14 protein-coding genes are annotated in these 13,053 nt (G+C 61.7%); 9 read left to right on the top strand and 5 right to left on the bottom strand.

Annotated elements, in window-relative coordinates; translation table 11 throughout:
* Nucleotides 1-122 precede the first annotated feature (122 nt).
* On the top strand, nucleotides 123-740 hold the full coding sequence (locus QD208_RS05245; RefSeq protein ID WP_213114861.1) for a YrbL family protein: 618 nt from the start codon (nucleotides 123-125) through the stop codon (nucleotides 738-740).
* Between the two features lie 145 nt (nucleotides 741-885).
* On the opposite strand, the gene bioA is transcribed toward QD208_RS05245, so the two are convergent.
* Both bioA and QD208_RS05235 read right to left on the bottom strand, forming a co-directional pair.
* Entirely contained in the window at nucleotides 886-2,196 is a 1,311-nt protein-coding gene (bioA, locus tag QD208_RS05240; protein ID WP_279836018.1) for an adenosylmethionine--8-amino-7-oxononanoate transaminase, read from the bottom strand.
* A gap of 75 nt (nucleotides 2,197-2,271) precedes the next feature.
* On the bottom strand, nucleotides 2,272-2,469 hold the full coding sequence (locus tag QD208_RS05235; RefSeq protein WP_279836017.1) for a hypothetical protein: 198 nt from the start codon (nucleotides 2,467-2,469) through the stop codon (nucleotides 2,272-2,274).
* Nucleotides 2,470-2,913: 444 nt separating this feature from the next.
* On the opposite strand from QD208_RS05235, the gene QD208_RS05230 reads away from it, so the two are divergent.
* Nucleotides 2,914-3,297 carry a histone-like nucleoid-structuring protein, MvaT/MvaU family gene (locus tag QD208_RS05230; protein ID WP_043336770.1) on the top strand — a complete coding sequence of 128 codons (384 nt, stop codon included), beginning with the start codon at nucleotides 2,914-2,916 and terminating at the stop codon, nucleotides 3,295-3,297.
* A 252-nt stretch (nucleotides 3,298-3,549) separates the two neighbouring features.
* On the opposite strand, the gene QD208_RS05225 is transcribed toward QD208_RS05230, so the two are convergent.
* Both QD208_RS05225 and QD208_RS05220 read right to left on the bottom strand, forming a co-directional pair.
* Nucleotides 3,550-4,374, bottom strand: coding sequence for an anti-sigma factor (locus QD208_RS05225; RefSeq protein ID WP_279836015.1), 825 nt, complete (start codon nucleotides 4,372-4,374; stop codon nucleotides 3,550-3,552).
* Nucleotides 4,371-4,949 carry a sigma-70 family RNA polymerase sigma factor gene (locus QD208_RS05220; RefSeq protein ID WP_043334088.1) on the bottom strand — a complete coding sequence of 193 codons (579 nt, stop codon included), beginning with the start codon at nucleotides 4,947-4,949 and terminating at the stop codon, nucleotides 4,371-4,373. The genes QD208_RS05225 and QD208_RS05220 overlap by 4 nt, the downstream gene beginning before the upstream one ends.
* Before the next feature lie 323 nt (nucleotides 4,950-5,272).
* On the opposite strand from QD208_RS05220, the gene QD208_RS05215 reads away from it, so the two are divergent.
* From QD208_RS05215 to QD208_RS05195, 5 genes are all read left to right on the top strand, one after another.
* Nucleotides 5,273-6,157 (top strand): NAD(+) kinase, encoded by an 885-nt coding sequence (locus QD208_RS05215; protein ID WP_043334090.1) that lies wholly within the window; start codon nucleotides 5,273-5,275, stop codon nucleotides 6,155-6,157.
* Between the two features lie 16 nt (nucleotides 6,158-6,173).
* On the top strand, nucleotides 6,174-7,250 hold the full coding sequence (locus QD208_RS05210) for a metallophosphoesterase (protein WP_052384625.1): 1,077 nt from the start codon (nucleotides 6,174-6,176) through the stop codon (nucleotides 7,248-7,250).
* Nucleotides 7,251-7,590: 340 nt separating this feature from the next.
* On the top strand, nucleotides 7,591-8,496 hold the full coding sequence (locus QD208_RS05205; RefSeq protein WP_279836013.1) for a rhomboid family intramembrane serine protease: 906 nt from the start codon (nucleotides 7,591-7,593) through the stop codon (nucleotides 8,494-8,496).
* Between the two features lie 138 nt (nucleotides 8,497-8,634).
* Nucleotides 8,635-8,910 (top strand): DUF1315 family protein, encoded by a 276-nt coding sequence (locus QD208_RS05200; RefSeq protein WP_131432440.1) that lies wholly within the window; start codon nucleotides 8,635-8,637, stop codon nucleotides 8,908-8,910.
* A gap of 164 nt (nucleotides 8,911-9,074) precedes the next feature.
* On the top strand, nucleotides 9,075-9,869 hold the full coding sequence (locus tag QD208_RS05195; RefSeq protein WP_279836198.1) for a DUF2797 domain-containing protein: 795 nt from the start codon (nucleotides 9,075-9,077) through the stop codon (nucleotides 9,867-9,869).
* A 139-nt stretch (nucleotides 9,870-10,008) separates the two neighbouring features.
* Here QD208_RS05195 and QD208_RS05190 read toward each other — a convergent pair whose 3' ends face one another.
* Nucleotides 10,009-11,604: a RimK family protein gene (locus tag QD208_RS05190; RefSeq protein ID WP_347881991.1), complete on the bottom strand. Its 1,596-nt coding sequence runs from the start codon at nucleotides 11,602-11,604 to the stop codon at nucleotides 10,009-10,011.
* Nucleotides 11,605-11,772: 168 nt separating this feature from the next.
* Here QD208_RS05190 and QD208_RS05185 point away from each other — a divergent pair, with 168 nt between their 5' ends.
* On the top strand, nucleotides 11,773-12,414 hold the full coding sequence (locus QD208_RS05185) for an N-acetyltransferase (protein WP_279836009.1): 642 nt from the start codon (nucleotides 11,773-11,775) through the stop codon (nucleotides 12,412-12,414).
* A 78-nt stretch (nucleotides 12,415-12,492) separates the two neighbouring features.
* Complete coding sequence (locus QD208_RS05180) at nucleotides 12,493-12,981, top strand: YajQ family cyclic di-GMP-binding protein (protein ID WP_279836007.1); 489 nt, start codon at nucleotides 12,493-12,495, stop codon at nucleotides 12,979-12,981.
* Nucleotides 12,982-13,053: the final 72 nt, after the last annotated feature.

Raw genomic sequence — 13,053 nt, 5'->3', positions numbered from 1 at the left:
CTGAATGGCCGATGAACGTGGGCGCTGCCAACTGCCACAAGTTGGCGTGCCATGACGGCTTTTTGTAGAATGCCACGCTGCCCGGCGGCTGCAGTCGCAGGCGTTATTCAACAGGAGTGCGCATGCTGGAGCTGGAAAATGCCCGCGTCATCGGCATGGGAAATGATCGGCGTGTCTATCAGGACCCGAACGACCCCCATCGCTGCATCAAGGTCCCGCGTTACCCTGACAAGGGCAGCCGCCAGAATGAACGCGAGCAACGCTATTTCGAGGGCCTGGTCAGACGTGGCATGCGCGACTGGTCCTATGTGCCTGCCTACCACGGCAGTGTCGCCACCGCCGAGGGGCTCGGGCTGGTCTTCGATCTGATTCTCGACAGTGACGGCTCCACGTCACGCCGACTGCGCGAGGTGCATCTCGAGACCCCCGAGCGCCTGAGCACCGAGGTGCTGGTGAGCGAGCTGGCCAATCTCTATCGCTATCTCGAGAAACGCTGGTTGATTCCGTCTGATCTCAATGATCGCAATATCGTGGTCCAGTTCAGCGACGACCAGCCGCCCAGATTGTGGCTGATCGACGGTATCTCGAATCCTGACTTCATTCCGCTGGCGACCAGTGTCGCCTGGCTGGCGCGGCGCAAGGTCGCGCGTCGTTATCGTCACTTCCTCAAGAAGCTGGTCAAGGGCGGTCAGCTCTCGCCAGAGGATTATCAGGCACTCGAAGCCCGTCTGTGGGGGTGAATGCCTCTGATGGTGATGGCTCTCGAGACTGGTGGCGCTCGAGAGTGACTGCCCCTGATGGCGCTTGCCTTTGATGGCAATCGCCTTTGATGGACATCGCCTTTGATGAACATCGCCAGGAGCAGTCGTGTTGTGTATCAGTGCATCAGTGTTCCAGGGTCTCGAAGTAGCTGGTCATCGCATGGGTGATCTGGCGCAAGTCCTGCGGCGAGGTGATATAGGCCGGCATGGTATAGAGCCAGCGACCGAAGGGACGTAACCAGACACCCAGTTCACGGGCATGGGCCTGAGCGCCTGCCAGACTGCTGGCATCGTGCACTTCTATCACCGCCGTGGCACCCAATACGCGTATATCGCGAATGGCGGGGTGGGAGAAATTCAGCAGGGTGTCGCGCAACAATTGATTGAGCTCGGCAATCTTGCCCAGATAATTCTCTTCCTCGAATACCGCGAGACTTTCCAGTGCTACCCGACAGGCCAGCGGATTGCCCATGAAGGTCGGGCCGTGCATGAAGGCGCTATTGGCATCCTCGCCATCAAATGCATGGAAGATATGACTCTGGGCCAGGGTGGCGGCATGTCCCAGATATCCCCCCGTCAGTCCCTTGGAGAGCACCATGATGTCGGGAGAGACATTGGCGTGTTCACAGGCAAACATCTTGCCGGTCCGACCGAAACCGGTCGCGACTTCATCGAAGATCAATACGATTCCGAACTCATCACATAACTCGCGCGCCGCCTCGAGATAGTAGGGCGAGTACATGTTGAGGCCACCTGCCGCCTGCAAGAGAGGCTCCATCAACAATGCCGCTATCTCATGCTGGTGTGTTTCCAGACAGGCGCGCAATGCGCTGATATCGTCTGCTACCTCGTCACGACTGGCGCTGAAACCGGCAGTCGGCGCCGGTGCGAAATGATGTCTGGGCAGGAAATCGGCGAACAAGGAATGCATGCCTTCCTCGGGGTCACACACTGCCATGCAGCCCGACGTATCGCCGTGATAGGCCTTCATCAATGACAGCATGCGCGTCCGTCCCCGCGTGTCATCGCGGTCTTTGCGCTGTTGCTGATATTGTACTGCCATCTTCATGGCGACTTCCATGCCCACCGAGCCGCTATCCGAGAAGAAGACATGATTCAGGCCCTCGGGGGTGACGCGCACCAGCGCATCGGCAAGCTCCTTGGCCGGTCGATGGCGAATGCCGCCCAGCATCACATGGCAGAGTTCTGCCGCTTGCTGCTGAATGGCCGCGACGAGGCGCGGGTGTCCGTAGCCATGGATCATGCACCACCAGGAACATGTCGCATCCAGCAGTGTCTCACCTCCCGCCAGTGTCATGCGGGCTCCCGTGCCGCCGACCACCTCCAGTGGCGCTGGCATGTACTGCATCTGGGTATAAGGGTGCCAGAGAGAAAGTGAGTCCGTATCGCGGGTCGGCATCTGGGAGAATGGCATGGAGTGTCTCTGCGAGTGGCGGGAGAGTGGAATGGCGTGATGATGGCTCAATCTTTGTCAACTTTGACCATTCTATCAGGTTGACGGTGTTTTTGAAGTGACGCTTTCTGGAGAAAGTGTTGCATTTTGCACCACTATTAGTTCGCCACCTGCTTTAGTATGGACTTCTGTTGTTCGTTCAGGTGCATGCTTTTCGAGGTGCGCAGGCAATGACAGCTCTACATCGAAAGTCTGCAATCTGACGCCGCCACGCCAACGGGGAAGTGGTTGCATAATACTTCCTTGTGGGTTGTTGTCATGAATTGTGCATATCCCGTGAATATTGGAGGTCCAGTGATGGCGGGCCCTCAAGCCTGATATCAGGTCGTGGTAAAGACTTCTTCGTGTTGTTGCAGAGACACTTTTGGCAGGCCTGTCTTCAGTTGTGACAGGGGATAATGAAGTGCTTGGGCAGTGAGTACTGTTTTTTTGCTGGCTATTGCATTGATCGGAAAGATTGCATACTTTGGAAACATGTTATTTAAGACTTCACCTTGCAGTTGACTCGGTCTATAATCGCCCTTGATCTGGTGTGGGCGCTTAACTGTCCCGAGTGTCCTGCACAAGTCTTTATGAAAACGCGCTGTTAAACATGTACGGCAGATGAATATCGCCGGGCCTCTTTCAGCATCGTGTTTTCGTGACTCAACTGTCTGTCCCGACATCCTGGAGATACTCATGTCCCTGTTGACTGATTTCATGCAGAAAGAGCAAGAGCTCAAGAAACTTCAAGAGCAGCTGGAAAGCCTGCGCAATGATGACCGTCTGAAGAACGAACTCGAATTCAAGGACAAGCTGGACGCGCTGATGGGCGAGTACGGCAAGTCCACTCGTGATGTCATCACCCTGCTGGACCCGAAAGCGTCCCAGGCGCCGGCTGCTGCCGCACCGGAAAGCAAGACCGGTGGCGTGCGTCGCAAGCGCAAGCTGAAGGTCTACAAGAACCCGCACACCGGTGAAGTCATCGAGACGCGTGGTGGCAACCACAAGCAGCTGAAAGAGTGGAAGGAAGAGCACGGTGCGGAAACCGTCGAATCCTGGCTCGAGCGCACTGAAAGCTGAGCACTGGCTTTCCAGCCAGCTAGCTGACGCTGCCAGACATGAAAAAGCCCCGCAATCGCGGGGCTTTTTCATGTCTGGCGTTTGACTGACGCTAGACGACGGACTCCTTCTTTTGAGTAGTCCTAGAGCAGACCTTGAGCAGGTCTTGAGTAGACCGATAGGGCGCTTTCCCATGAGACTCGCTGTGAAATTACAGCGTCAGAAAGCGCCACTATCGGCAGCCGTCATGCCCGAGGGCTACCTCGAGGGCTATCAGCTGTCACGCTGATTGAGGTCCACCAGGCGACCGATGGCGAGAATCTTGCCTGTCGGTTTGCCGGTCGGCGAACCGCCTTCTGGCTCCAGTGTCATCTCCAGCAGCTGGCCCGGGCTCATGCTGCCGATCTGCTCGGCGCTGAGTTCGATGCCCGCAATCGGGTCGACCAGCCCCAGTGAGCGCGGCCCTTCTTGCGGGTCGGTCAGGGTCCACAGTTCGATGGCGCGATCCGTCGGGCGCTCGATGGAGACCTTCGGTGTCAGCTGCAGGCCACCGCTGGGCGTGACATTGGCCACCCAGGTCGGCGTGCCCGGATCTTCCAGTGTCTGCAGGATAGCGACCATACGTTGCGCGTCGCCGTCAGGGGTCTGGGTAGCCACCTCCGGTGATGTGCCCTCCAGCGGCGCGCTGGGAGAGAAGGGCCCCATCTGCATGACCAGTGCCAGGGCGAGACCTGCCCCCAGACCCAGTCCGAGGCCACCGCCGAGCCAGCGCAGCAGCCAGGGCGCCTTGGTTGAGGTGCTTTTCTGCTCTGCGTCATGTCGAGCGGCGTCATCGCGGGTGGCGGAGGACTGCTTGAGGCGCACCAGGCTGGCGTCGATGCGCTTCCATAATGAGTCGGAAGGCGGCTCCGGCGGCAGGCGATCACTCACGCTCAGCCAATGTTGCTGCCAGCGCAGGGCCATGCGTGCGGCATTGTCATCGCGCTCGATCCAGGCGCGCACTTCGGCCTCACGCTCAGGGTCCAGCAGCCCGAGGGCATGCTCACCTAGCAGCAGGTTCTGTTCTTCGGGAGATTCGGGAATCAGGGGGCTATTCATCGTGACAGGCACTCCTGCAGTAGCTTGAGACCGGCGCGGATGCGTCCCTTGATGGTGCCAAGCGGTGCGCTCAGCTTCTCGGCGATCTGTTCGTGTGTCAGTCCCTTGAAGAAGGCCAGCAGGATGGGTTCGCGGCGCGGCACTTCCAACTCACCCAGGCAGTCGCTCAACTGATGGGCCGTCTGGCTGTCATCGGCCGCGGTTTCCGGGTTGGCGAGCAGATCGGCCAGCGTGTCGAGCGCATCACTGTCGCCGCGTGGCGTCCGCCCCTGGGCGCGCAGTTGATCCAGGGCGCGATAGCGCAGGATGGTAAACAGCCAGGCGCGACCATTGCCGAGTTCACGGCGATACTGGCCCGCGTTGGACCACAGCTTGATGAAGGCGTCATGGACGGCATCTTCCGCCTGGTCGCGGCTGTTCAACAGGCGCATGGCGAGCGCCAGCATGCGGCCCGATTCAAGATCATAGAGGCTGCGGAACGCGGCCTCGTCTCCGCGTGCACAGGCTTCTATCGCACTGGCGTGGTCAAAGCTTTCCGCATCTGGCGGACTGACTGACGGCTTCTGTGCTGGCATGGGGCGGCCGGCTCCTTTGGCAGGGGGTCCATTGTTCAGATGACGGTATGTGCACCGCCGGGGAATGGCAAGTTGCATGATAGAGGCCTTCGTTCGGGAAAGAATCAACGCCCGTGACGGTCGGGATGGCGGTGCGTCAACTGCGGGGGATAGACAGGTAACGTCCCGCTTCCCGCCTTGGATGTTCGTGGCCGGTTTTCAGGCGTGTCTGGGCGTGGCGTCAGCCGGTCACCTCACATCCGATGGGGAAAGCGCGGCGCGGCTGCATTGCTGCTCGCGCGGTGAGTCCGCATAATGGCCGGCATGACAGCCTGGGAGGCGTGATGAAGCAGCAATTCAATACGATCGGCGTGATTGGCCGACTGGGCAGTGCCCAGGTGGTGGATACGCTCAAGCGCTTGATTCGCTTTCTGGATTCCCGTGGCCTGGCCATGGTGATCGAGGAACGCACTGCCACGCTGCTGCTGGACCACGGTCTGCAGGTGGCCAGTCGCCGTCAGATGGGCGAGCAGTGTGATCTGGTGATCGTGGTCGGCGGCGATGGCAGCCTGCTGGGCGCCGCGCGCGCGTTGTGCCGCAGCGGCACGCCCGTGCTCGGCGTCAATCGTGGGCGACTCGGCTTTCTGACCGACATTCGCCCCGATGAGCTCGAGGAGAAGGTGGCCGAGGTGCTGGGCGGTGACTATCTCAGCGAGCAACGCTTCCTGCTCGAGGCCGAGGTTTACCGCGAAGGCGAGCGCATCGGGGCGGCCGATGGCCTCAATGATGTGGTGCTGCACCCCGGCAAGGCGGCGCGCATGATCGAGTTCGAGCTGTTCATCGATGGCCAGTTCGTCTACTCCCAGCGCTCGGATGGCTTGATCGTCGCCACGCCGACCGGCTCGACCGCCTATGCGCTGTCCGGTGGCGGCCCCATCGTGCATCCGCGTCTCGAGGCGATCACCCTGGTGCCGATGTTCCCGCATACCCTTTCCAGTCGTCCGATCGTGATCGATGCGGCCAGCGAGATCATCCTGCATATCAGTGCCAGCAACTCGACCTACCCGCATATCAGCTGCGATGGCCAGACCCAGGTGGTGGCCAAGCCCGGGGATGTGCTCAAGATCCGGCGCAAGAGTGAGCGTCTGACGCTGATTCATCCGCTGGAGCACAACTATTTCGAGATCTGTCGCACCAAGCTCGGTTGGAGCAATCGCCTCGGCGAATGACCTCAAGGCTCACAGCATGCAAGCATTCGTGGCGCCACAGGATGGCTATGACCTTATCGGCGATGTACACGGCTGCGGCGCCACTCTGGCGACGTTGCTGGAGACGCTCGGCTATCACATCGTCGATGGCGTCTATCGCCACCCGACCCGCAAGGTCATCTTTCTCGGCGATATCATCGATCGTGGTCCGCGCATCCGCCTGGCGGTGCAGCTGGCCAGCAGTATGGTCAATGCCGGCGAAGCGCTGATCGTGATGGGCAATCACGAATACAACGCCCTGGCGTATTGTCGGCGCGCACGGCCGCGTGCAGGCGGCGAGCATCGTGATTTCCTGCGCTCGCATACCTCACGTCACAATCGCATCATCCGCGAGACGCTTGACCAATATCAGCATCATCCCGATGAGTGGGACGAGGCGCTGCGCTGGTTCATGCGCATGCCGCTGTGTCTGGAGCTGCCGCCGCTGGCCCCCGGCCAGAGCGGGCTGCGCGTGGTGCACGCCTGCTGGGACGAGCCACTGGTGCGTACCTTCCTGGAGCGCTACCCCGATGGCTGCATCGATGAAGACTTCCTGCATGAGTCCATCGAGCACGACAGCTTCGCCTATCGCGTGCTGGACCGCATGACGCGCGGCGCGAACCTGCGCTTGCCGGAAGGGGTCGAGATCCATTCCGGCGATGGTTTCACGCGCCGAAGCTTCCGCACGCACTTCTGGGCACGTGAGCCCCGCACCTACGGCGATGTGGTCTTCCAGCCCGACAACCTGCCCGGCGAGCTGGAATCGCGCTGGTTGAGCGAGCAGGAGCTGGCCAATCTGCCTTACTACGGGCCAGAGCAGCCGCCGCTGTTCCTCGGGCACTACTGGTGCGAGGGCTTGCCGGCGCTGCCGGCCCCCAACATTGCCTGCCTGGATTACAGTGCGGTCAAGTTCGGGCGCCTGGTGGCGTATCGCTTCAGTGGCGAAGCCACGCTGGATGCCGCCAACTTCGTGTGGGTGCCGGTACCGCGTGAGCCCTCCCGACGCCCCGTGCCGGAAGAGCTGTCCCGCGACACCCTGTCGAACCAGTCATTCGCCAATGGCGCCAGTCAATAGGACTGGCCATTAGTACCGGTCAATTGCACTGGCCATTGGCACTGCTCAATAGCACTGGTCATGGGTACTGACCAATAGCGTCAGTGATGCTGGTGGCGAATGACGATTGTTTTTTACAATCATGTGTCAGTGAACCAAAGCCCGATTGCGCACTCTGAGTAAGTGTTCCCTTGAATGATCCTTGCTCAGTCCGGTGCCCCCCACCGGGCTTTTTTTATGTCTGTCACAAAGTCCAGACGCCTGCGGCGCTGTGGTAGATTTTCACAGGTTGATCTGACTTCTCCTTGTTTATCAACGTGTACTGAGTCTGTTCAGTCGCGTGTCATCTTCAGAGGCATACATGTTCAAGGTTCTGACGCTGCCCGAATCCTTCGACAGCCGCCCCCTGCGTGAAGCCCTGTGGGCCGAGAAGATCGGTCACCAGATCACCCTGAGCCAGGCTCGCCCGACAGAGGCTGCGTCTGGCGGCGATGCCGAGAGCCACGAGGGCGGCCAGGAGCTGTGGCTGGCCGACCCCGAGCAACTGCCGCGCGTCATCGCGATGCTCGAGCGCCAGTCACGCGGTGAACCGTTGCGGGATGCCTCCGCAGGTGCCGCGACGCGTGGCACCGCCAGTTCTCAGTCTCTAATCGCCCTGATGCGCCAGACGCCGTTGACCTGGCTGGTCGGACTGGCCTGCTGCGTCACCGTGCTGTTCCAGTATGCGCTGGGTCAGGCGGCGGTATTCGAGTGGCTGGCCATCGTGCCCTTCGAGCTTGTCGGCAGTCAGTACATCGCGCCTGAGCCACTGTCCGTGACGCTGGCGGGGGAGTGGTGGCGGCTCTGGTCGCCGTCATTGATGCACTTCGGGGTACTGCACCTGGTGTTCAACCTGCTGTGGCTGTGGGTGTTCGGGCGCCAGATCGAGGCCATCGATGGCGGTTGGCGCTTCGCGCTGGTCGTGGTGCTGAGCGGCGTGGCGGCCAATCTGGCCCAATACGCCACCGGCAGCGTGCTGTTCGGAGGGCTGTCGGGGATCGACTTCGCCGTGATCGGCTATGTCTTCATCGCCGCACGCCGCCGCCCCGCGCTGGGCTATCAGATGCAGCGCTCGCTGATGATCTTCATGCTGATCTATCTGGTGCTGTGCATGACGCCGCTCGCGAGCGCCATCGGTCTGGGCGCCATCGCCAACGAGGCGCATCTTGGCGGCCTGCTGACCGGTCTGCTGCTGGGCTGGCTGCTCCCCAGGCGCAGCGCGGCCTGAGCCTTGGTGCTTCGGTCCAGGGGATGCCACCTCTGGAAATGACACTGCGCGAAACGACAATGCTAGAATGGCGGCCATCCCCAGTGACTCCGATGGTCCGCCTTCGGCAGTCGTGGACCCGTATCAGGAGAGTATGTGATGAGCAACATGTCCTTTGACGGCATGGTCGAGCAGATGACGCCGACCATCTACGAGAGCCTCAAGCAGTCCATGCAGCTGCGCAAATGGCCGGATGGCCGCGTGCTGACCCAGGAGCAGGTCGAGCTGTGCATGGAAGCCGTCATCAAGTACGAAGCGCACAACAACGTGCCGGCCGAGTCGCGTGTCGGCTTCATCGACAACGGCACCTGTGGGCCGCGTGATGACGACAGCACTGCAAGCGATGAGCCGGAGCAGATCAAGTGGGTCAACTGACGCTGGATGATGCCCTGAGTGCGGATGAAACCTCCGGCACGGCTCAGGAAGCCAGTGCTCAGGATGCGGCACCCATCACGCTGAGTGGCAACCTCCACAAGATGTCCATCGTGCCTGCCGGTGAGACGCTTGCGATCGATACCTCGTTTGATGCGCCGTCGGTCATGCGCGAGCCGCTGGCGGCCAACTATGGCCTGCGTCTGGGCGAGATCACCCAGCCGCTGAATGCCTATATCGGCCACAAGGTGCGATTGAGCTTCACCGGTCAGATCCACTGCAGCCATTGCGGTCGCAAGACCAAGAAGAGCTTCGCGCAGGGGCATTGCTATCCGTGCTTTCGCAAGCTGCCGCAGTGCGATGGCTGCATCATGAAGCCGGAGACCTGCCACTACGCCGAAGGCACCTGCCGTGATCCGCAGTGGGGTGAGGAGCACTGCTTCCAGCCGCATATCGTCTATCTGGCCAATTCCTCCGGCCTCAAGGTCGGCATCACGCGCAAGACCCAGATGCCGACGCGCTGGTTCGATCAGGGTGCCATCCAGGCGCTGCCCATCGTCGAGGTCTCCAATCGCCTGCAGTCGGGGCTGGTTGAGGTGCTGTTCAAGCAGGCGCTGAACGACCGCACCAACTGGCGGGCGATGCTCAAGGGCGATGTGGCCGAGCTGGATCTGGAAGCCGAGCGGGATGCCTTGCTGGCCCAGATGTCAGAGGGCCTGGCGGCGCTGCAGGCGCATTGCGGTGAAGGCGCCATCCGGGTGTTGGACACCACGGCGCTGGCCTTCGAGTTTCCGGTGCGCACCGCGCCGACCAAGGTCACCTCGTTCAACTTCGACAAGACGCCAGTGGTGGAAGGCGTACTCGAAGGGCTCAAGGGTCAGTATCTGATTCTCGACAGCGGCGTGATCAATCTGCGCAAGTTCACCGGCTATGAGATCGAGGCCCAGCTGGGCGGGGAATGAGCCACGGCTGAGCCATAGCCAAGAGCACAGCAAAGAGCTCAGCACCGTACACACGACAGCGCCCACGCTCCGTCACGGAGGGTGGGCGCTGTCGTTTCTTGCTTCTTGCTACAGGCTTGCAGACTCCGTTCGGGGCGTATCAGCCCAGCACGGGCTGGCGGCGCGCCTGCATGCGCGTCAGAAATACCTGCATCACGCGCCGGTAGAGCTCGCGTCCCAGCACCACATCCTCGACGCCGGCATCCAGATTCGGGTTGTCGTTGACCTCGATGACCACCACGCGGTCCTCCAGCTGCTTCAAGTCGACGCCATAGAGGCCGTCGCCGATCAGGCGGGTCGCCTTCAGGGCCGCCTTGATCACGGCCGCTGGCACCTCGCTCGGGTCGACCGTCGCGAAGCCGCCGGAGCGGGTACGCGCGCCGCTGTGGTCGTAGATCTGCCAATGGCCGCGCGCCATGTAGTAACGGCTGGCGAACAGCAGCTTGCCGTCGAGCACGCCGATGCGCCAGTCGAACTCGGTCGGTAGCCACTCCTGCAGCAGCAGCAGGGCGGAATCATGGAACAGCCGCTCGGCTTCGCGCACCAGTGTCTCGGGGCCATCGATCTTGACGATGCCGCGGGAGAAGGCGCCATCCGGCACCTTCATCACCAGCGGGTAGCGCATGTGCTGACCGCGCTCGGCCAGCTGGCGCAGTTCGCCCCGATGGATCAGGCGACCCTGCGGGGCACTCAGGCCGCGTGCCTTGAGAAGCTCATGCAGGAAGACCTTGTTGGTGCAGCGCAGAATCGACTGGCTGTCATCGATCACCACCAGCCCTTCGTGCTCGGCACGCTTGGCCATGCGATAGGTGTGGTGATCCAGACTGGTCGTCTCGCGGATGAACAGGCCATCGAACTCGGCCAGACGGCCTTCATCGCGCCGGGTGATCAGGCTGACATCGATGCCCAGGCGCCGCCCTTCGCGGATGAAATGCTTGAGCGCGGTACGGTTGGACGGCGGCAGCGCCTCGTCCGGGTCGACCAGCATGGCGAGATCGAAGCGATAATGGCGACGTGCCTTGGGCGTGCGCCACACCTTGCGCGAATGGCGATTGAGCGCCTGGGCGAAGCGGTCTTCATCCGCCGCTGCCAGGTGGTTCAGGGATTGTGGGCGCACTCGCTTGAGCACCCAATGATCGCCACGGCCTTCAAGACGCACCTCCAGCAGCGGGCAGGGCAGGCGCTCGAACAGCTTGCGTGCGAGACGCGCAAGCGCGGGGTCTGCGCTCTCGCCGAAGGTCAGCAGCAGGTCGAGTCGTGGCGGCTTGCCAGCCCCATGCGTCGCGTCTTGCGGGACGGGCAGGGCGCCCTTGCGTGTCAGTTCCTCGAGCAGCACGCGGATGCCGCCCAGTTCCATGTCGATCAGCGACTTGCGTGACAGTTGATTGAGGGTCTCCACTGACGGCAACGCCTTCTGACCGCGCGCCTGGGCCAGCAGCGAGACGTAATAGCCGATGCCCAGGTAATCCAGTCCGCCACACAGATTGATGACGTGGGTGGCGAGCTGCGGCGCATCGTCGGCGCGCTGGGCTGGCGCATCGCTTGAGAGTTCGGAAAGAAAGTCATGGGCGCTGATGACATCATCACTGGGATAGAAGGCGCGCCAGTCAGAAACACGGTCAACCACGATACGCAGGCGGGACATTGCGAAGCCTCGCAAGGCGGGCACCGAAGCGGTGCCGAATGCGCGCATCATGAGAAACAATCCCCGTCATCGCAATAGGCTGGAAAGTGAAATAATTTCATGCAAAGAGACCAAGACAAGACGCGCCTGCATGCCCAGAATGCAGCGCATTGCTACCGCCCCGCGACACGCTGATCCTCGGACGGCGTCAGGGCGCTGACAGGCGGGAGAGCCTGCACCATGACCCCCATTCTGCGCCCGGCCATCCGGGCCGATCTCGACGCTCTGGTAGAGCTCGAGGAAGTCAGTTTCGACAGCGACTGGTTCAGTCGTCGTCAGCTGTCCCATCTGATTCTGCGTGCCCATGCCCGTACCCTGGTGATCATCCAGCCCGATGACGATGTCATCCCGTCCGCACCGGCGGTGGACGATGTGATGGCCGCGCTATGGCCGGCCGGTAGCGTCGAGCGCGATGACGCCACGCCGCTGCGCAGCGTGCTCGGCTACGGCACCGTGCTGTTTCGGCGCAATTCACGCCGGGCGCGACTCTATTCCTTCTGCCTGCATCCGGAATCGCGTGGCCGCGGCCTTGCCCAGCGCATGCTGACATCGCTTGAGCAGCTGGCCATCGCGCAGGGCTGTACGCAGTTCGATCTTGAGGTGCACACCGGCAATGGCGCGGCGATCGCGCTCTACGAGCGACACGGCTTCGAGAAGTGTGGTCGCCTGCGCGATTACTATGCCGATGGGGCCGCCGCCTGGAAGATGCGCAAGGCATTGACGCTGGATTCACCGGCGCCGGTGGCTGAGGAACTCGTGGCCGGTGATGCCGGTGAAGCGCACCCGGGGCCGCCCTCGACGGTGAATGCCGGCGCCGCCTGAGCCAGGGGCATGGCGCGCGTGGCCCCCATGGGCTAGGATGCGCTGTTTATTCTTCATGGCTTCAAAGGAATCGCTCCCATGCCGTCATTCGATATTGTCTCCGAACTCGACAAGCACGAAGTTCAGAATGCCGTCGATCAGGCCAATCGCGAACTCGCGACGCGCTTCGATTTCAAGGGCGTGACTGCCAGCTTCGAACTCGAGAAGGAAGAGAACGTCAATCTGGAAGCCGACGCCGACTTCCAGCTGCGTCAGATGATCGAACTGCTCAAGGGCCGTCTGATCGCGCGCGGCATCGACGTGCGTTGCCTGGAAGAGAAGGACGCCGACACCGCTGGTGTGCGTGCCCGTCAGCAGCTGGTGCTGCGTCAGGGGCTGGACCAGCCGACCGCCAAGAAGATCGTCAAGGCGCTCAAGGATGCCAAGCTCAAGGTCCAGGCGCAGATCCAGGGCGAGAAGGTCCGCGTCACCGGCAAGAAGCGTGACGACCTGCAGGGCGCCATGGCGCTGCTCAAGGGCGATGAGAACCTCGAGCTGCCGCTGCAGTTCAACAACTTCCGCGATTGATCCAGCGCGCAAGTGCCTGGCGATCGCCATTCTCAGCACCGTTCGCTATCGGCGTGCGGTGCTGTCTTCGTT

Source organism: Cobetia sp. 29-18-1, from assembly GCF_029846405.1.
Taxonomy (GTDB): Bacteria; Pseudomonadota; Gammaproteobacteria; order Pseudomonadales; family Halomonadaceae; genus Cobetia; species Cobetia amphilecti.
This window is presented reverse-complemented; position numbering and strand designations above follow the sequence as displayed.

Coding starts and splice junctions, on each gene's coding strand:
- QD208_RS05245 (WP_213114861.1), top strand. CDS start 123: ATGCTGGAGCTGGAAAATGCCCGCGTCATCGGCATGGGAAATGATCGG.
- bioA (WP_279836018.1), bottom strand. CDS start 2,196: ATGCCATTCTCCCAGATGCCGACCCGCGATACGGACTCACTTTCTCTC.
- QD208_RS05235 (WP_279836017.1), bottom strand. CDS start 2,469: ATGCAACCACTTCCCCGTTGGCGTGGCGGCGTCAGATTGCAGACTTTC.
- QD208_RS05230 (WP_043336770.1), top strand. CDS start 2,914: ATGTCCCTGTTGACTGATTTCATGCAGAAAGAGCAAGAGCTCAAGAAA.
- QD208_RS05225 (WP_279836015.1), bottom strand. CDS start 4,374: ATGAATAGCCCCCTGATTCCCGAATCTCCCGAAGAACAGAACCTGCTG.
- QD208_RS05220 (WP_043334088.1), bottom strand. CDS start 4,949: ATGCCAGCACAGAAGCCGTCAGTCAGTCCGCCAGATGCGGAAAGCTTT.
- QD208_RS05215 (WP_043334090.1), top strand. CDS start 5,273: ATGAAGCAGCAATTCAATACGATCGGCGTGATTGGCCGACTGGGCAGT.
- QD208_RS05210 (WP_052384625.1), top strand. CDS start 6,174: ATGCAAGCATTCGTGGCGCCACAGGATGGCTATGACCTTATCGGCGAT.
- QD208_RS05205 (WP_279836013.1), top strand. CDS start 7,591: ATGTTCAAGGTTCTGACGCTGCCCGAATCCTTCGACAGCCGCCCCCTG.
- QD208_RS05200 (WP_131432440.1), top strand. CDS start 8,635: ATGAGCAACATGTCCTTTGACGGCATGGTCGAGCAGATGACGCCGACC.
- QD208_RS05195 (WP_279836198.1), top strand. CDS start 9,075: ATGCGCGAGCCGCTGGCGGCCAACTATGGCCTGCGTCTGGGCGAGATC.
- QD208_RS05190 (WP_347881991.1), bottom strand. CDS start 11,604: ATGATGCGCGCATTCGGCACCGCTTCGGTGCCCGCCTTGCGAGGCTTC.
- QD208_RS05185 (WP_279836009.1), top strand. CDS start 11,773: ATGACCCCCATTCTGCGCCCGGCCATCCGGGCCGATCTCGACGCTCTG.
- QD208_RS05180 (WP_279836007.1), top strand. CDS start 12,493: ATGCCGTCATTCGATATTGTCTCCGAACTCGACAAGCACGAAGTTCAG.